At 72.5% G+C, this 17,305-nt stretch carries 17 protein-coding genes and 1 pseudogene; 14 read left to right on the top strand and 4 right to left on the bottom strand.

Annotated features, from left to right (window positions below):
• Positions 1 to 44 precede the first annotated feature (44 nt).
• The 4 genes from ACQP0N_RS32235 (at position 45) to corA (ending at position 3,576) form a co-directional block, all read left to right on the top strand.
• Positions 45 to 437 (top strand): CBS domain-containing protein, encoded by a 393-nt coding sequence (locus ACQP0N_RS32235; protein ID WP_355048683.1) that lies wholly within the window; start codon positions 45 to 47, stop codon positions 435 to 437.
• Positions 438 to 520: 83 nt separating this feature from the next.
• Entirely contained in the window at positions 521 to 979 is a 459-nt protein-coding gene (locus ACQP0N_RS32230) for an ester cyclase (protein ID WP_433116387.1), read from the top strand.
• Positions 980 to 1,085: 106 nt separating this feature from the next.
• A complete protein-coding gene (locus ACQP0N_RS32225; RefSeq protein ID WP_433116385.1) occupies positions 1,086 to 2,180 on the top strand; it encodes a PLP-dependent aminotransferase family protein in 1,095 nt (364 codons plus the stop codon).
• 247 nt (positions 2,181 to 2,427) lie between these two features.
• Positions 2,428 to 3,576: a magnesium/cobalt transporter CorA gene (gene corA / locus ACQP0N_RS32220; RefSeq protein WP_396803371.1), complete on the top strand. Its 1,149-nt coding sequence runs from the start codon at positions 2,428 to 2,430 to the stop codon at positions 3,574 to 3,576.
• A gap of 89 nt (positions 3,577 to 3,665) precedes the next feature.
• On the opposite strand, the gene ACQP0N_RS32215 is transcribed toward corA, so the two are convergent.
• On the bottom strand, positions 3,666 to 4,439 hold the full coding sequence (locus ACQP0N_RS32215; protein WP_433116383.1) for a hypothetical protein: 774 nt from the start codon (positions 4,437 to 4,439) through the stop codon (positions 3,666 to 3,668).
• Positions 4,440 to 4,523: 84 nt separating this feature from the next.
• Here ACQP0N_RS32215 and ACQP0N_RS32210 point away from each other — a divergent pair, with 84 nt between their 5' ends.
• Positions 4,524 to 5,054 carry a peptidylprolyl isomerase gene (locus tag ACQP0N_RS32210; RefSeq protein ID WP_030331635.1) on the top strand — a complete coding sequence of 177 codons (531 nt, stop codon included), beginning with the start codon at positions 4,524 to 4,526 and terminating at the stop codon, positions 5,052 to 5,054.
• Between the two features lie 100 nt (positions 5,055 to 5,154).
• A complete protein-coding gene (locus ACQP0N_RS32205; protein WP_433116381.1) occupies positions 5,155 to 6,072 on the top strand; it encodes a rhomboid family intramembrane serine protease in 918 nt (305 codons plus the stop codon).
• Here ACQP0N_RS32205 and ACQP0N_RS32200 read toward each other — a convergent pair.
• Complete coding sequence (locus ACQP0N_RS32200) at positions 6,065 to 6,493, bottom strand: PH domain-containing protein (RefSeq protein WP_433116379.1); 429 nt, start codon at positions 6,491 to 6,493, stop codon at positions 6,065 to 6,067. The genes ACQP0N_RS32205 and ACQP0N_RS32200 overlap by 8 nt on opposite strands.
• Before the next feature lie 134 nt (positions 6,494 to 6,627).
• Between ACQP0N_RS32200 and ACQP0N_RS32195 the strand changes: the two genes are divergently transcribed.
• The 6 genes and pseudogenes from ACQP0N_RS32195 to ACQP0N_RS32170 all read left to right on the top strand — a co-directional run bounded on the left by ACQP0N_RS32195 (position 6,628) and on the right by ACQP0N_RS32170 (position 12,371).
• Positions 6,628 to 7,800, top strand: a complete 1,173-nt coding sequence (locus ACQP0N_RS32195; RefSeq protein WP_357131604.1) for a thiolase family protein — start codon at positions 6,628 to 6,630, stop codon at positions 7,798 to 7,800.
• A gap of 54 nt (positions 7,801 to 7,854) precedes the next feature.
• Entirely contained in the window at positions 7,855 to 8,868 is a 1,014-nt protein-coding gene (locus ACQP0N_RS32190) for an aminoglycoside phosphotransferase family protein (RefSeq protein WP_433116377.1), read from the top strand.
• 112 nt (positions 8,869 to 8,980) lie between these two features.
• Positions 8,981 to 9,493, top strand: coding sequence for a hypothetical protein (locus tag ACQP0N_RS32185; RefSeq protein WP_355048692.1), 513 nt, complete (start codon positions 8,981 to 8,983; stop codon positions 9,491 to 9,493).
• A 78-nt stretch (positions 9,494 to 9,571) separates the two neighbouring features.
• Entirely contained in the window at positions 9,572 to 10,264 is a 693-nt protein-coding gene (locus tag ACQP0N_RS32180; RefSeq protein WP_433116375.1) for a response regulator transcription factor, read from the top strand.
• Positions 10,257 to 11,721: pseudogene (locus ACQP0N_RS32175) on the top strand (histidine kinase dimerization/phospho-acceptor domain-containing protein). The gene ACQP0N_RS32180 and the pseudogene ACQP0N_RS32175 overlap by 8 nt, the downstream one beginning before the upstream one ends.
• A gap of 56 nt (positions 11,722 to 11,777) precedes the next feature.
• A complete protein-coding gene (locus tag ACQP0N_RS32170) occupies positions 11,778 to 12,371 on the top strand; it encodes a hypothetical protein (protein WP_396832094.1) in 594 nt (197 codons plus the stop codon).
• A 52-nt stretch (positions 12,372 to 12,423) separates the two neighbouring features.
• Here the strand turns inward: ACQP0N_RS32170 and ACQP0N_RS32165 are convergent, their stop codons facing one another.
• Entirely contained in the window at positions 12,424 to 14,706 is a 2,283-nt protein-coding gene (locus tag ACQP0N_RS32165) for a hypothetical protein (RefSeq protein ID WP_433116372.1), read from the bottom strand.
• Positions 14,707 to 14,830: 124 nt separating this feature from the next.
• Between ACQP0N_RS32165 and ACQP0N_RS32160 the strand changes: the two genes are divergently transcribed.
• Together ACQP0N_RS32160 and soxR are read left to right on the top strand one after the other, a co-directional pair.
• The gene (locus tag ACQP0N_RS32160; protein WP_355240514.1) at positions 14,831 to 15,538 is read left to right on the top strand and encodes a glycosyltransferase family 2 protein; all 708 of its coding nucleotides are present in this window, start codon (positions 14,831 to 14,833) and stop codon (positions 15,536 to 15,538) included.
• 48 nt (positions 15,539 to 15,586) lie between these two features.
• Positions 15,587 to 16,042, top strand: coding sequence for a redox-sensitive transcriptional activator SoxR (soxR, locus tag ACQP0N_RS32155; protein ID WP_433116370.1), 456 nt, complete (start codon positions 15,587 to 15,589; stop codon positions 16,040 to 16,042).
• Here the strand turns inward: soxR and ACQP0N_RS32150 are convergent.
• Positions 16,025 to 17,002: an NAD(P)H-quinone oxidoreductase gene (locus ACQP0N_RS32150; protein WP_433116368.1), complete on the bottom strand. Its 978-nt coding sequence runs from the start codon at positions 17,000 to 17,002 to the stop codon at positions 16,025 to 16,027. The genes soxR and ACQP0N_RS32150 overlap by 18 nt on opposite strands.
• Positions 17,003 to 17,305: the final 303 nt, after the last annotated feature.

Raw genomic sequence — 17,305 nt, 5'->3', positions numbered from 1 at the left:
CCATGTCCATACCGAATGCCACGGTCCCAAAGGGGTGATGCGTGATGCAGGTACGGGAAGCGATGTCCAGCCAGGTCCTCGTCGTCGGTCCGGAGCACACGCTCCGTCAGGCGGCCCGGATGATGTCGGCCCGCGGTGTCGGGTCGGCGGTCGTGATCGATCCCGAGTCCGAGGGGGTCGGCATCATGACCGAACGCGACGTGTTGAAGGCCATCGGCGCGGGTCTCGACTGCGACACCGAACGCACCGGCGCCCACCTCACCTGGGACGTCGTGTACGCGGCGCCGGAGTGGACGGTCGCCGAGGCGGCCGCCGCGATGGCCCGGGGTGGCTTCCGGCACCTCGTGGTGCTCGACGGCGGGGAGGTTGCCGGGGTGATCTCGGTGCGGGACATCATGCGCGTCTGGGCCCGGAGCGAGGTGGCCGCCACGACCTGAACCGCGCAGGTGTGCCGGGTCGGATCGAAGGGTAAGGATCCCTCGCGGGCGCGGAGATGCCGTGGCCCGTGGGGGAGGGCCCGATGCCTGACGCGGAGCGCCTGGTCGAGCAGCAGTACGCGATGCTCCTGCGGCGGGACGTGGCCCGACTGCCGGACCTGTACGCCCCGGAGGCGTTCTACTCCATGCCGGGTGTCACGGTCCGACCGATCGAGCTGCCGGCCCTGCTGCGTACCTGGACGGGGGCCTTTCCGGACCTGCTGGTCGACCCCCTGGGCGCGGTGCGCACGTCCAGCGGCGCGGCCGTGGAGCTGCGCCTCAGTGGCACCCACACCGGCACGTTGCACTCGCCGTACGGCACGGTCGCTCCGACCGGCCGCTCGGTGAGTTGGGAGGTCGCCGACGTGGTCCGGGCCCGCCGGGGTCGGATCGTCGCGTGGCGCTCCTACTTCGACTGGAGCCAGCTCCTGGACTCGCTCGGCGTGCATTTTGACGGCCTCTCGCGGGCGGCGCAGCACGACTCGCTCGCACTTCCGGTCTGATCTGTCGCCGTCCGGCCCGGCCGGGTCACCCGTCCCGGTGGCTCAGGATGCGGACATCGCCGTGCCGTCGGCGCGTCCCCCGCCGCCGCCCGTACGCTCAATATCCATGACCGCCGAGCAGCTGATCTCCTTTGCCCGTGGGGCCCCCTCGCTGGACATCGTCGATGTCGAGGGGCTCAAGGCCGCCGCCGTACGCGCCTTCGACGCCGATCCCGCGGGGGTCACGGCGTACGGCACCTCCGTCGGCTACGTGCCGCTGCGCAAGTGGATCGCCGAGAAGCACGGCGTCTCGGCCGACCAGGTGCTGGTCACCAACGGGTCACTGCAGGCCGACGCGTTCCTCTTCGATCACCTGATCCGCCCCGGCGACGCGGTGGTCGTCGAGCGCCCCACGTACGACCGCACGCTGCTCAACCTTCAGCGGATGGGCAGTGAGCTGCACGGGGTCACGGTCCAGCCGGACGGCCTCGACACCGCCGAGCTGCGCAAGCTGCTGGAGTCCGGGGTTCGCCCCCGGCTGGCGCACGTCATCCCGAACTACCAGAACCCGGCCGGCGTGACGCTGTCGCTGGAGAAGCGCCGTGAGCTGCTCGACCTGGCCGCCGAGTACCACTTCACGATCTTCGAGGACGACCCGTACGCGGACATCCGCTTCCGGGGCGAGGCGCTGCCGTCGATGCTCTCGATGGACACCCGCAACGTCGTCGTGCACGCGTCGAGCTTCACGAAGACGGTCTGCCCGGGCGTACGCGTCGGCTACCTGGTCGGTCCGGCGGATCTGATCGCCGACATCGCCAAGAACGCGACGAGCCTCTACATCTCGCCCGGCATGGTGTCGCAGGCGATCGTGCACCAGTTCTGCGTCTCCGGCGACATCGACCGCTCGATCGAGACCGTCCGGGCGGCGCTCGGCGAGCGGGCCCAGGTGCTGGCCGAGTCGCTGCGCCGGCACCTGCCGCAGGCGCGGTTCGTCGAGCCCGACGGCGGCTACTTCCTGTGGGTGGAGTTCCCCGAGGACGTGCTGGTGGACCGGCTCGCCCCGGCGGCGGCCGAGCGTGGCGTCGCCGTCGTCAAGGGCAGCGACTTCGTCCTCGACGGTGGGCGGCACGCCCTGCGGCTGGCCTTCTCGGCCGTGACGGCCGACCGGATCGACGAGGGCGTTCGCCGGCTCGCCGAGGCCGTCGAGGCCAGCCGAAGCTGAAAATCTGTCGGGTTTCCGACAAAAAGACGATGCCGGCCGTCCCGGGTCTCCCCAGCGGGCGGCCGGCGGCCCACAATGCTGCGAGCGTAACCCCCGCCCCCACGGGCGCCGGGTGGGCCGTGTCGTCCCTTCACCCCCCGATGCGGCCCGGCCCGCCCGGCGCCGCACCCGCGACCGCCGTCACACCTGCCGATGGCCACCATCGGCGTAGCCTGCAAGCCGCAGGCGAGCGCGGGGAGGTGTCGCGATGACGGATCGGGCAGAGCGGGGCCGGACGGCGCCGTTGAACACATCTCGGGTGCTGCGACCCCGAGCCTGGCCGTCCCCCGTCCGGGCGATGACCCGGATGCTCAACGCCGACGGTTCACCACCCACCCCGGCGCCCACCGGCGCCGGGCGCAGCGGAGTGGTCGACTGCGCGCTGTACATCGACGGCAAGCGGCAGCCCGGTGACTGGTCGTACGCCGAGGCGCTGGAGGCCGCACGTCGCGAGGAGCACGGCTTCGTCTGGATCGGGCTGCACCAGCCCGAGCTGGCCGAGATGAGCGCCATCGCGGAGACGTACGGCCTGCACGAGCTGGCCGTCGAGGACGCCGTGAAGGCCGAGCAGCGGCCCAAGCTGGAGCGCTTCGGCGACGTCAGTTTCCTGGTGCTGCGCACCGCCCGCTACTGCGAGCACACCGAGCTGACCGAGACCTCCGAGGTGGTCGAGACCGGTCAGGTGATGCTCTTCATCGGCCCGAACTTCCTGATCAGTGTCCGGCACGGTGACGCCTGCCGGCTCTCCCCGGTCCGGGCCGACCTGGAGACCAAGCAGGAGCTGCTGCTCCAGGGCCCGTGGGCGGTGGCGTACGGGGTGACCGACCGGGTGGTCGACCTCTACCTCGAGGTGGCGGAGCAGCTCGAGGACGACCTGGACCAGTTGGAGGCCGAGGTCTTCGACCGCAACAGCCACGGGCGCATCCAGCGGATCTACCAGATGAAGCGGGAGCTGGTGGAGTTCAAGCGGGCGGTGATCCCCTTGCAGCGCCCGCTGATGAACCTGACCTCGCAGGTCAACCGGGACGTACCCAAGGAGATCCGCAAGTACTTCCGGGACGTGCAGGACCACCTGAGCCGCACGGTCGAGCAGGTGAACTCGTACGACGACCTGCTGAACTCGATCCTCCAGGCACGGCTGGCCCAGGTGTCCGTCGACCAGAACAACGACATGCGCAAGATCGCCGCGTGGGCGGCCATCGCCGCGGTCTGGACCTCCATCGCCGGCGTCGAGGGCATGAACTTCGAGAACATGCCCGAGCTGAAGATGACGTACGGCTATCCGGTGGCGCTGGCCCTCATGCTCGGCGTCTCGCTGGCCCTCTACCGCTGGTTCCGCCGCAACGGCTGGCTCTGACCGGTCCGCCCGGCGGACGCCGACAGCACGGAGCGCCGGTGCGCGGGGCAAGCCCGCGTCGCCGGCGCTCGTCGCGCTGCTGTCCGGGGTCAGCGGCGGCCGTTGGTGCGGGCGGTGTCCTTGCCCAGCGCCTTGGTGAGGTCGTCGGCCGGGCGTCCCGAAACGTCCTTGGCGCCCTCGGCGACCGACGGAACCTTGTCGGTCGGACGCACACCGGTCGGCTTGGCCGTGGCCGTGGCGGTGGTGCTGGCGCTGTCGCCGCCGGCCACCGCCGAGCTGCCGGCACCGGTCATTCCGGAGATGGCGGACCCGTCGGAGCCCTTGGTCGCGGCCGGGGTACGCACCTCGATCGAGTCGACCTCGTTGCGCATCGGCTCCAGGGTGTGGGTCGGGTCGTACTCGGCCCACTCCTGCTGCTCGCGGCGGCGGCGTAGGGCCACCGCACCGACCAGGCCGACGACGGCGCCCGCGGCCAGCAGGCCGGTCATCTTCGAACCGCGACGGCGCGGCTGCTTCTTCTTCCCCGTGATCCGCATGGTCTTCGACTTGGCCTTCCTGGTCAGCGGCCCTGCCTGCACGGCGCCGTCACGAGCCGCCGCGGCCAGCGGTGCCAGCGTGGTGAGTGTCGTCCCCCAACCGGTCGACGCGCGGTCGCGCACCTTCACCGCGGCCGGCCCGACATAGCCCCGGGCCGCCTCGACCCGCGGGCCGACGGACGCGCCGGCGCCCTTGGCGGCGTGGTTGGCTGCCTGCATCAGGTGGCTGATGCTCTGGTTCAGCTCTGCCTTTGCGAGCTGGCCCTGGGACTTACGCCGCCCGATTCCAAACACGGTCCTACCTCCTGGGAGTTGTTCCTTCGTCATCCTCCACCTTCGGATGCCTCCGCGATGCCAGATCGGGCACATGGGAGGATCCGCATGGAACTGACCAACAAGTGAGGAGTACCCGTGGCCGAGGCTGTCTACGCCACCCTGCACACCAACGCTGGCCCGATCCGGCTGGAGCTCTTCCCGAACCACGCGCCGAAGACCGTCCGCAACTTCGTCGACCTGGCTGAGGGCAACCGGGAGTACACCGACCCGCGCACCGGTCAGCCGGGCAACGGGCCGTACTACGACGGCACCATTTCGCACCGTGTGATCAGCGGTTTCATGGTCCAGATGGGCGACCCGACCGGCACCGGTCGGGGCGGGCCGGGCTACAAGTTCGCCGACGAGTTCCACCCGGAGCTGCGGTTCGACCGTCCCTACCTGCTGGCGATGGCGAACGCCGGACCGGGCACCAACGGTTCGCAGTTCTTCATCACCGTGTCCCCGACGCCGCACCTCAACAACCGGCACACCATCTTCGGCCAGGTCGCCGACGAGGAGTCGGTGAAGGTCGTCGACTCGATCGCGAACACCCCGACCGGCCCGAGCGACCGTCCGTTGCAGGACGTCGTCATCGAGCGGGTCGAGATCGAGCGATCCGCTTCCTGACGACACGGCGAGGTACCTTTGCTCGCATGATTGAGCGCTCCGGAGCATCGCGCCGGCCGGCGGCGGTGCGTCGCGCGGTGGCGGACGGAGGGTCGGCCCGGTGAGCGAGTCCCCGCCGACCACCCCGGTCTGCTACCGGCACCCCGGTCGGGAGACCTACGTCCGGTGCACCCGCTGCGACCGGCCGATCTGTCCGGAGTGCATGCGGGAGGCGTCCGTCGGGCACCAGTGCCCGGAGTGCGTCAACGAGGGTCGTCGTAGTGTCCGGCCGGCGCGTACCGCCTTCGGTGGCGGTGCCGCCGGCCGGCACGGCTACGTCACCAAGGCGCTCATCGCCCTGAACGTGTTGTTCTTCCTGCTCTCCGTCGCCTCCGCCCGGTCCCTCACCGCGGTGCTGGGCGGCTCCGGCTTCGGCGGGCTGGCCGGCGACGGAACGCCGCTGACCCGTTGGGGTGGCGTGCTCGGCTACGCCTCGTACGTTGACTTCGGCCCGGTGCACGGTGTCGCGGCCGGTGAGTGGTACCGCCTGGTCACCGCCATGTTCCTGCACTACGGCGTGTTCCACCTGCTGCTGAACATGTGGGCACTGTGGGTGCTCGGGCGGGAGTTGGAGGGCGCGCTCGGGCGAGTGCGTTTCCTCGCCCTCTACCTGATCGCGGGGATCGGGGGCAATGTCGCCGTCTTCCTGTTCAGCGCGCCCAACGACGGTCCGACTGTCGGCGCGTCGACGGCCACCTTCGGGCTCTTCGCCGCGATCTTCGTGATCATGCGTCGTCTCGGCCTGAACACCTCGGCGATCGTGCCGCTCCTCGTCATCAATCTGGTATTCACCTTCGCCGTGCCGGGCATCTCGAAATCCGGGCACATCGGTGGCCTGGTGGTCGGCGGGGCGATGGCGGCGGTGCTCGCGTACGCGCCACGGGAGCGGCGCACGCTGGTGCAGGTCGTCGGCGGCTCGATCATCCTGCTGATCCTGCTCGCCCTGGTGATCTTCCGAACCGTGCAACTGCTCAACTGACCGGACGGGCGGCCCGCAGCGCCACGGCCACCTCCTCCGGGGTGGCTGCCAGGTCGTACCTGCCGAACAGGTGCAGCGACTCGCCCGCGTCGATCTCCAGGATCTCGCCGGTCAACCCCAGGCGTTGCCGGCGGTCCACGCTGATCGCCTCGACCGTCGACCAGGGCAGCAGCCGCCGGCCGGCGAAGCCGTGGATGACGGTGAGTCCCGCCGGGTCGACCGCCAGCCGGACCGGCGCCACCAGGTCGCGTACCGCCCAGACGGCCAGCGCGGCGGCGGCCACACCGGCCACGACCAGCCGCACCGGGTCACCGTCGGCGAAGAGCAACCCGAGTGCGATCAGCAGAACGGCACCGGCGAGCTTCGCCGCAGGCAGGGTCGACGGCACCCGCCACTGCCGAGTTCCGGGAATGTCATCCACCAGCCCAGCATGCCAGCGGTCATGGCCGCCCGCTTCTGCCCACCACCACTCCATGATCGACGCCGGAGAGGGGTGGGCGGCGGCCCGCCGCGTCAGCGTAGGATCGGGACAGCCCAAGTTACCGGGGAGTAAACATGAGTGACGCGGTCATCGTCGGCGCGGTACGCACCCCGGTCGGGCGGCGCAAGGGCGGTCTCGCCGGTGTCCATCCGGTCGACCTGTCGGCGCACGTGCTGCGCGCCCTCGCCGAGCGCACGGGGCTCGACCCGGCGCAGGTCGACGACGTCTTCTGGGGCTGCGTGTCCCAGGTCGGCGAGCAGTCGTGGAACATCGCCCGCAACGCCGTCCTCGCCGCCGGCTGGCCGGAGGCGGTGCCCGGCACCACGCTGGACCGGCAGTGCGGCTCCAGCCAGCAGGCCCTGCACTTCGCCGCCGCGACGGTGCTGTCCGGTCAGGCCGACCTGGTGGTCGCCGGTGGGGTGGAGTCGATGACCCGGGTGCCGATGGGTTCCAGCGTGGCGGACGGCCTGCCGTTCAGCGACCAGCTCCGCGCCCGCTACCGGGGGGTGGAGGGCTTCGCCGACGACGCGCCGCTCCCCTTCAACCAGGGCGTCGGGGCCGAGCTGATCGCCCGGCGCTGGCGCTTCTCCCGTACCCAGCTCGACGAGTTCGCCCTGGCCAGCCACGAGAAGGCAGCCGCCGCGCAGGACGCCGGCGCGTTCGACCCGGAGCTGGCGGCGGTGCCCCTCGACGACGGTGGCACGGTCGCGGCCGACGAGGGCATCCGCCGGGACACCTCACTGGACCGGCTCGCCGAGCTGCCCACCCCGTTCCGCGCCGACGGCGTGGTCACCGCCGGGTCCGCGTCGCAGATCTCCGACGGCGCCGCCGCGCTCGCGGTGACCACGTCCGACTGGGCCAGCCGGCACGGCCTGCGCCCGCTGGCCCGCATCCACACCGCGGTGGTCGCCGCCGACGACCCGGTCACCATGCTCACCGCGCCCATCCCGGCCACCGCGAAGGCGCTGCGCCGCGCGGGGCTGGGCATCGAGGAGATCGGGGTGTACGAGGTGAACGAGGCGTTCGCCCCCGTACCGCTCGCCTGGTTGGCGGAGACCGAGGCGGACCCGGAGCGGCTGAACCCGCGTGGCGGCGCGATCGCCCTCGGGCATCCGCTCGGTGGCTCCGGGGCCCGGATCATGACGACGATGTTGGCGCACATGCGGGACAACGGAATCCGCTACGGCCTGCAGACCATGTGCGAGGGCGGCGGCATGGCCAACGCCACGATCGTCGAGCTGGTCTGATCCGTCCCGGAAATGCTCTCGCCGGGGTCGGGGACGCCGCCTAGGGTGCCCATCGTGACGACGATCGCCGACGAGCGCGCTCCCGACTGGTCCAGCGTGCAGTGGCAGGAGCAGGCCCGGTCCTGGGTCGACGAGCGACTCGCGGGCACCGGCCGGCGGGTCAACGGGCCGGTCGAGCCCCGGGTCCGGCCGTGGTCGCTGGTCTGGCGGGTGCCGACCGACGACGGGCCGGTCTGGTTCAAGGCCAACAACTCCGGCACCACGCACGAGGCGGTCCTGATCGCGACGCTGGCCGCGCTGACGCCCGAGCGGGTGCTGGCCCCGATCGGGGTGGACCGGGTGCGGGGCTGGTCGCTGCTTCCCGACGGCGGGGAGACGCTGCGCGACGTGCTGGGCCGCGACCCCGACCTGACGCACTGGGAGCGGGCCCTACCGGGGTACGCGGCGCTGCAACTCGCCACCGCGTCGCGCGCCGACGACCTGGTCGCCCTCGGCGTGCCGGACCACCGTCCGGAGGTGCTGGCCGGGCTGCTCGCCGACCTGCTCGACGATTCCGAGTCGCTGCGCGTCGGTGCGGAGGGCGGACTGACCGTCGAGACGTACGAGCGGCTGCGGGCGGAGGTTCCGGCGTACGCGCGGCGGTGCCGTCGGCTCGCGGACATCGGCATCGAGGCGACCGTGCAGCACGACGACCTGCACGACGGCAACGTCTTCGCCGGGCCGGCCGGGTACCGCTACTTCGACTGGGGCGACGCCTCGGTGGCGCACCCGTTCGGCACGCTGCTGGTGATCCTGCGCTCCATCCGGTACGCCACCGCGCTGTCCGCCGATGACGCCAGCCTGACCCGGCTGCGCGACGCCTACCTGGAGGCGTGGACCGACCGCTACGACCGCCGCACCCTCGTCGAGGCCGCCGACCTGGCGATGAACCTGGGCGCGGTGAGCCGGTCGCTCTCCTGGCGGCGGGCCCTCGACACGACCGACCCGGCCCGCGCGGAGTACGCCGAGGCGGTGCCCGGGTGGCTCGCCGAGCTGTTCGCCGCCACCCCGATTCAGCCCGAAAGCTGACCGGCATCCGTCCGGGTCGGAAATCGGACAGGCAGTGCGACGGGCCGGCGTGGAACTTCCAAAAATTCGCCGTGACCCACGTCACCCCGCCGGGGACGTCGTTGGGCAGGTCATGGACGTCTTCTCCCGAACGTTCCTCCCGGCCGCCACCGAGGCCGGCCTCGCCGTGCAGACCGTGAGCCGGCACATGCCGGTGTTCCGCCGCTGCGTCGGCTCCGGTGACGCGACCATCCTCGTCACCCGTTGCAGCCGCCCCGACCGTCCGGTCACCGGCGACTACCTGCTGCTGCTCACGCACCGCCGACTGGTGGTGACCCAGCAGACCCGACTCCTGCACCGACTGCGCCTGCACCTCAACACCGAGCTGCGCGAGCTGAGCAACGTCACGTGGAGCCCCGACCCGCGGCTGCACTCGGTCGAGCTGGCCGCCACCGCGATCGACGGGATCCGCGAGCGGTTCCTCATCCGTACCAACCACCCGAAGCAGGTGTGGCAGCTCGACGCGCTGCTCAACCACGCCTTTCGGACCCGTCTGCGGGCACCCCGCGAACGGGTTCTCGCCACCATCGGCGACACGCCCGCCCCCGTGCGGCCCAGCGTGTTCCGTCCCGCCGTCGCACGCTGACGCCGTACGACGCCCGCCTTTACCGAACTCGAACACGTACCGATCGCGCCGAGCCACCAGGTCGGGAATCATGGGCCGGTGACTCTGGAAACGCCGCACCGCGGACTCGTCCTCGTGGTCGAGGACGAGCCGGCCATCGCCGACCTGGTACGGCTCTACCTGGGCCGTGACGGGTTCGGTGTCCACCTCGAACGCGACGGTGAGGCCGGGCTGAACGCGGCCCGCCGGCTGCGCCCGGTGGCCTGCGTCCTGGACATCGCCCTGCCCGGCCTTCCCGGCACCGAGATCTGCCGACGACTGCGCGAGGCCGGCGACTGGACGCCGGTCATCTTCCTCACCGCTCGCGACGACGAGGTCGACCGGATCGTCGGGCTGGAACTGGGCGCCGACGACTACGTGACGAAACCGTTCAGCCCGCGCGAGCTGGTCGCCCGGGTACGCGCCGTGCTGCGTCGCACCGCCGGTGGCCCCGAGGGCGCGGAACGACAGCGCGTCGTCGGCCCGGTGACCCTCGACCCGGCCCGCCGGACGGTCACCGCCGGGGGAGTACCGGTGCAGCTCACCTCGACCGAGTTCGACCTGCTGGCCCACCTCATGGCCCGGCCGGGGCGGGTCTTCACCCGCGAGGAGTTGCTGGCCGGGGTCTGGGGATACGCCGCGCACGCCGGCACCCGCACGGTGGACGTGCACGTCGCGCAGGTACGCGCGAAGCTCGGCCCGGCCAGCGTCATCCGCACCCACCGCGGCGTGGGGTACGCGGTCGATGCCTGAGCAGTCGGTACGCATCGAGTCGCCGACCATGGCGCTGCCGGTGGTCGGCGACCGCCAATCGGCCGCCCCCCGGCGTCGCCGGTTCGGCCGGACCCTGACCGCCCGCGCGGTGCTGGTCACCTGTGCGGTGGCACTGGTGTCGGTGCTCGTCACGGCGATCGTCGCCGTGCCGCTGGCGATTCGGGGCGCGGAGCGACGCGATCAGGACGCCCTCGCCGCCCAGGCGCGACTCGCCGCCGAGGTGCTGCGGACCCGGCTGGACCGGGGACGCGCCGCCGACGAGGAGAAGCTCATCCAGCAACTCCGTGACCAGGGCATCGACGCGTACCTGATCCGGCGCGGAACCGTCGACCGGTCGGGGCTGCCGCCGCGCGTGGTGCAGCGGATCGGGCAGGGCCGCAACGTTTCGGCCCGCCGGTCGGTCAACGGTCACCGCGCCCTGGTGGAGGGCCGGGCGCTGCCCGGCGGCAACGGGGTGGTGCTCTCCCGCGCCACGGCGGACGGGCTGTGGGCGCAGGTGCTGCTCAGCCTGTGGCTGCCGCTGCTGGCCGGGCTGGCCGCCGGTGTGGTGGCCGGTCTCCTGTTGGCCCGCCGGCTGGCCCGACCGATCCGCGTCGCGGCCACCGCCGCCGCCCGGTTGCGCGCCGGGGACCGCGCGGTACGGGTGCCGGTCGAGCCGCCGGACGAGGTCGCCGACCTGGCCGAGGCGTTGAACGGCCTGGCCGCCGCACTGACCACCAGCGAGGGCCGGCAGCGCGAGTTCCTGCTGTCCGTCTCGCACGAGCTGCGCACCCCGCTGACCGCGATCCGGGGGTACGCCGAGGCGCTGGCCGACGGGGTCATCGACGCGGACGGCAGCGCCGACACCGGCCGCACCATGCTGGCCGAGGCCCAGCACCTCGACCGGCTGATCGGCGACCTGCTGGCGCTGGCCCGGTTGGAGGCCGCCGACTTCCCGCTGGAGCCGGTACCCGTCGACCTGACCCGACTGGCCGCCGACGCGGAGCCCACCTGGTCCGGTCGCTGCGCCGCGGTCGGTGTGCCGTTCCACCTCCAGACGCCCGGCGGTCCGGTGTCCGCGTACACCGATCCGGGTCGGATCCGGCAGGTGCTGGACGGGCTGTTGGAGAACGCGCTGCGGGTCGTACCCCCGGGGGCGCCCGTGGTGCTCGCGGTCCGGCCGGTCGGCGCGGACCCGGCGGACGGCGGTGTGCTGGAGGTCCGCGACGGCGGGCCCGGCTTCACCGACGACGACTTGGCGGTGGCGTTCGAGCGGGGGCGCTGCACGAGCGGTACCGGGGGTGCGCAAGGTGGGCAGCGGTCTCGGGCTGGCGCTCGCCGCCGGGCTGGTGCGCCGGCTCGGCGGGGAGATCGTCGCGGGGCACGCGCCCGAGGGGGGTGCGGCCTTCACGGTCCGGCTGCCCGGTGATCCTTACCGGACCCGTACATCGGCCTGACGGTCCGCTCGTCCTCGCGGGGAAGGCTGAAGGCTCCACGGACGAGAGGGAGAGTCATGCCACGTTGGGGATTCGTCACCGGCACCACGGCACTGTTCGCGGCGGTGGCGCTCGGCGTCAGCGGATGCGGCGCGGCCGAGGTGGCCAGCCAGCCCGCGCGGGACGCGGCGGTCGAGGTCGCCGCCGCGATGGGTGTGGAGGGCCAGGCGCTCACCGCGATGGGCTTCGACGCCAACGACCTGGACGTGCAGACCGTCGCCGCCCCGGCGACGCCCGCACCCTCCCCGACGGCGGCCGAGAAGGGTAAGCAGAAGCGCGGCGAGGAGTTGCGCAAGCGCCACCAGGCCCGCGTGCTGCTGCGCAAGAACACCCTGCACGGCGAGGCGGTGGTGCAGACCAAGGAGAACGGTACGCAGACCGTCGCCGTCCAGCGTGGCGCGGTGACCGCCGTCGACGGAGACTCGATGACCGTCAAGTCCACCGACGGTTTCACGATGACGTGGACCTTCGGCGAGGACCTGCGCGTCGTCGAGAAGCGGTCGACGGTGCAGCCCAGCGAGGTGAAGGTCGGCACGACGGTCGGCGTCGCCGGCACCAAGGACGGGGACAAGGGCGTCGCCCGGCTCGTCCTCATCCCCCGCGCCAAGTAGTCGAACCAGGGCCCCGCACGTCGTACGTGCGGGGCCCTCGCCTGCCGTCGTCTCAGCGACCCGGGGGCAGGGCGTAACCGACGTAGTCGCGGAACTCCAAGCGCCACCCGGCCGGGACCAGCTCGGCGCAGGCCGGCTGGCTACCGGTGCAGACGATCGCGTCCACCGTTGTCGGGTCGGCCGGCGGTCGCTCCGGCAGGACCGACTGCAACGAGACCAGATCCGGCGAGCTGCCGTCCGGCTGGCGCAGCAGCAGCCACCACGGGTACTCCCAGTCGTCGTTCCGCTCGACCAGACCGATCCGGCGCGCGCCGCTCTCGCGGACCGCCGCCGCGGCCCAGCGGAACTCGTCGGCCCACTCGGGCCGGCGCAGGAACCGGGTGTCCCACTCCGAGGTGGTGAAGACCGAGCCCGAGCCGACGAGCCGGCGCGGGAAGCCGTACGACAGTGCGAGCACTCCGGCCAGCGCCGAGGTGGCGAGCACGACGACGACCGCCACGGCGGCCACCGAGCGTCGCCGTCGACCCGCCTCGGCCGGGTTCGTGGCCCGGTCGCTGCCCCGACGCAGGAGCGCGTCCAGCCAGAGGCCGGCGAGCGGAACGGCGAGCACCAGGGCGTAGAGGATCAGTCGATTGCCCCACGGCTGCCACTTGATCATCGAGGTGTGCAGCAGCACGGCGGCGAGCACCACCACGGCGTACGCCCGCAGCGGCCCGGCCTGAGCGGGATCGATCCGGCGCGGGCGGACGAGCGCGACCAGCGCGCCGAGCAGCGCCACCGACCCGGCGATCGGGAACGCGACCCGATCCTCGTCCGGGTACCAGGCCGGCACCGGGAACACCTCCCGGCCGAAGGTGATCGCCCGGTCCTGCGGGTCGACGCCGATCGCCTCCGCGCCGCCGATGATCGCGTCCGCGCCGGCGGTGCGCAGCGGCGCGACCGGCGTGTCGAAGGCCGTGTGCCCGATGCGCAGCGCGTTGACCAGGATCGACGCCGGGTCGTGCCGCTCCATCGGGATCGACTCACGCAGCCGGGGCGGGCCCAACGGGTGCCCGAACTCGGCCGTCACCCGGGCCAGGAACGGGCCGACGACAAGCGCCGCCACCGCCAGGATCAGCACCGAACCGGTGACGACGCGGAACACCGGCCGCGCCCGCCCCGCCGACGCCCCGGCGGTCGCCGCCCGACCCGCTGGTCCGACGCTCGCCGCCCGACCCGCTGGTCCGACGCTCGCCGCCCGACCCGCCGGTTCGGCGGCTGATGGCCGGGCCGCCAGGGCCAGCCGGAGCTGGGCCAGACCCCAGAGCACCAGCAGCGGGCCCACCGCGATCAGGCCACTGGTCTTGGTCACCGCCGTCAACCCGGTGGCCGCCCCCAGGCCGAGTACGGTTCCCCAGCCGGTGCGGCGGCGCAGACCGTCCAGCGCGAGGGTCGCCGCGCACGCCACCCACGCCGCGCAGACCAGGTCGGTCTGCGTGCTGGTGGCCTGTAGCGCGACCATCGGGGTGCTGGCCAGCACGAACGCGGTGATCAACTGGGCTCGCCGGCCGCCGCCGAGCTGCGCGGTGATCCGCGCGGCCACCAGGAGGCAGAGCACCCCGGCGGCCCACTGCACCAGGTTGTGCAGCGCGTCGCCGCCGGTAAGCAGGCGCAGGTGCAGTAGCAGGTACTCCGCGCCGGGCGGGATGGTCACCTGCCGGTGGATGGCGGTGGGCCAGAAGTCGAGGTCGCCCTGGGCCACCCAGTGCTCGACCTTCGGCAGGTGGTACGTCTGCGAGTCGAAGTTGTTCGGCTCGGCCAAGAGCGCGATCAGCAGCTCCAGCAGCACCAGGCCGCCGATGCCGCCCGCGAGCAGCCGGTCGCCCCGACCCGCCGTACGCCAGCTCTCGGTGGCCCGGGAGAGCAGTCTGGCGCGTACTCCATTCGGCTGGACCGGTGCGGCCGCCCGCCCACCCACCGGGCCGTGGTCGACGGCCGGGGCGGGTGTGTCCGGGGTAGCGCCGGCGGGCACCGCCGCGCCCACCGCCACCGGCTGCGGCGTCGCGGCCACCGCCGGTGTGGCCGGGGTGTCGCGACGCCGGCGCAGAGCCACCGCCGTCCCGGCGGCGACGAGGAAGAGCAGCCAGGCGACGACGAACGCCGGCCGGGTCAGCGCGTGCAGCGCGCCGAGCACCTCGACGACGAGCACCGCGTACGCCCCGGTGAGCAGCGCGGCGCGCACCGCGGCGAGCCGGGACGGGGCCACCGCTGAGGTCTCGCGTGGCTTCGCCGCGACCGTGAGCAGGAGCACCGAGGCGGCGGGGAGCACCGCGAGCAGGGAGCCGGCAGCCGACATGGCGGGAAGTAAACACCATCGGGCTGATACCGCCACGCCGGCTGTCCGACGGTGGCGGCCACCGTTGGGCTGACCAGCCAGGCTAGGCTATGCCCGACGTGTTGTCGCCACCGTGGAGATTCCCGTGAAGCTCTCGATCCTCATGCCGGTCTACAACGAGGAAGAACGCATCGCGGATGCCCTCAAGCAGGCATTGGCGGTGGACTACCCCTGCGAGATCGAGCTGGTCGTGGTCGACGACGGCAGCCGCGACGGCACCGGCGAGGTCCTCGGCCGGGCCGACGACGCGCGCCTGCGGGTGATCACCCACCAGCGCAACGCGGGCAAGGGCGCGGCCATCAAGACGGCGGTGGACAGCGCCGAGGGCGAATACATGGTCATCCTGGACGCCGATCTGGAGTACGACCCGCAGGACATCCCGAAGCTGCTCGCCCCGGTGCTCGACGGGCGGGCCACGGTCGTCTACGGCAATCGCACGTTCGGCAGCCACAGCGCCTACAGCTTCTGGTACGTGATGGGCAACAAGGGCGTCACGATGGCGGCGAACGTCCTCTTCAACTCGTACATCGGTGACCTGGAGACCTGCTTCAAGCTGATGCCGGTGGAGCTGTACCGGTCGCTGGAGGTGCGCTCGCGGGGCTTCGGCATGGAGGCCGAGGTGACCGGCAAGCTGCTGCGCCGCCGCATCCGCCCCTACGAGGTGCCGATCAGCTACCGCGCCCGGGGCCGCGAAGAGGGCAAGAAGATCACCTGGAAGGACGGCGTCGAGGCGATCTGGATCCTCGGTCGCGAGCGCGCCCGCCGTCGCCCGGCGGTCTCGTCCGCGCGTTGATCGACGGTAACCTTGAGTTGAAGTCCACTTCAACTCAAGGACCCGGTGATGCAGGACGCGTTGACGATCGGTGAGCTGTCCGTCCGCTCTGGCGTGGCGCCATCCGCGCTGCGCTACTACGAGCGCCTCGGCCTGATCCGCGCCGACCGCACCGGCGGCAACCAGCGCCGCTACGCCCGCGCCGAGCTGCGGCGGGTCGCCTTCATCCGGATCTCCCAGCAGGTCGGCGTCTCGCTCGACGAGATCCGCGACGCGCTGGAATCGCTGCCCGAGCGCCGTACCCCCAGCCCGCAGGACTGGGAGCGCCTCTCCGCGAGCTGGCGCGGCCGGCTGGACGAGAAGATCCGACTGCTCACCAAGCTCCGCGACGACCTCGACGGCTGCATCGGCTGCGGCTGCCTGTCGATGCAACGCTGCATGCTGTACAACCCCGGCGACACCCTCGCCGCACAGGGCCCCGGCGCCCGCCTCATGCTGCCGCCCGCCTCACCCGAGGGTGAGTAGCACCTTCCCGACGTGGTCGCTCGACTCGACCAGCCGATGCGCCTCGGCCGCCTCGGCCATCGGCAGCCGCCGGTCCACCACCGGGCGGACCGCGCCGGCCGCGACCAACGGCCACACCTCATCGCGTACGCCCCGCACGATCGCCGCCTTCTCGTCCAGCGGCCGGGAGCGCAGCGCCGTCGCCGACACGCTGGCCCGCTTGGTCAACAACGCGCCGAGATCCAGCTCGGCCTTGCGGCCACCCTGCATCCCGATCACCACGAGCCGGCCCCCGGTGGCCAGCGCGGCGACGTTCCGCCCCAGGTAGGACGCGCCCAGAATATCGAGGATGACGTCCGCACCGTGGCCGTCGGTGGCCTCGCGGACCTCCTCGACGAAATCCTGGTCCCGGTAGTCGATCGTGTGCGCCGCGCCCAGTTCGCGCAGCCGGGCGTGCTTCGTCGTCCGGGCGGTCGCCAGGACCGTGGCACCGAGCGCCGCCCCGAACTGGATCGCGAACGTGCCGATCCCGCTGCCCCCGCCGTGCACCAGCAGCGTGTCACCCGTTTCGAGCCGACCGACGCCCACGACGTTCGACCACACCGTGCAGGCCACCTCCGGCAGCGCCGCGGCGTCGACCAGGTCGACGCCGTCCGGCACCGGCAGCAGTTGACCGGCGGGCACCGCGACGCGCTCGGCGTACCCGCCGCCGGCCAGCAGCGCGCAGACCTCCTGGCCGACCGCCCACCCGGTCACCTCCGGGCCGACCGCGTCGATCACGCCGGAACATTCCAGACCGAGGTACGCGGGCGCGCCCGGCGGCGGCGGATAGTGCCCCTGCCGTTGCAGCAGGTCGGCGCGGTTGACCCCGCTGGCCCGCACCCGGACGATCACCTCGCCGGGGCCGGGCTCGGGATCGGGGACCTCGGCCCAGACCAGCGCGTCGGGTCCACCGGGCTGCGGAACGGTGATGGCTCGCATGCCCCCAGTCTCACCCGCCGCGCTTCCCGCCGCAGACGCACCCCTCGCGGCGAAGCGGTCCGGTCCTTGTCGGCATGGTCCCCCCGGCTTGCGGGAAACCGGGCGGTCTGCGGGCTTGGTTCCCCGGCTTCCCTGAAACCGGGCGGTCCGCGGGCTTGGTCGACTCAACTTCCGTGAAACCGGGGCATCCGCAGGCTTGATCAACTCGGCTTCCCTGAAAGCGGTGCCTCCCGCGCGCCGGGATGCCCCGGTTTCGGGGAAGTCGAGTCGATCAGCGCCACAGTGGACGCTGGAGCTGCCGCC

This window comes from Micromonospora sp. CA-246542 (assembly GCF_050942905.1).
Taxonomy (GTDB): Bacteria; Actinomycetota; Actinomycetes; order Mycobacteriales; family Micromonosporaceae; genus Micromonospora.
Note: the sequence above shows the minus strand (reverse complement) of the source record. Positions and strands in the feature narration are given on the sequence as shown.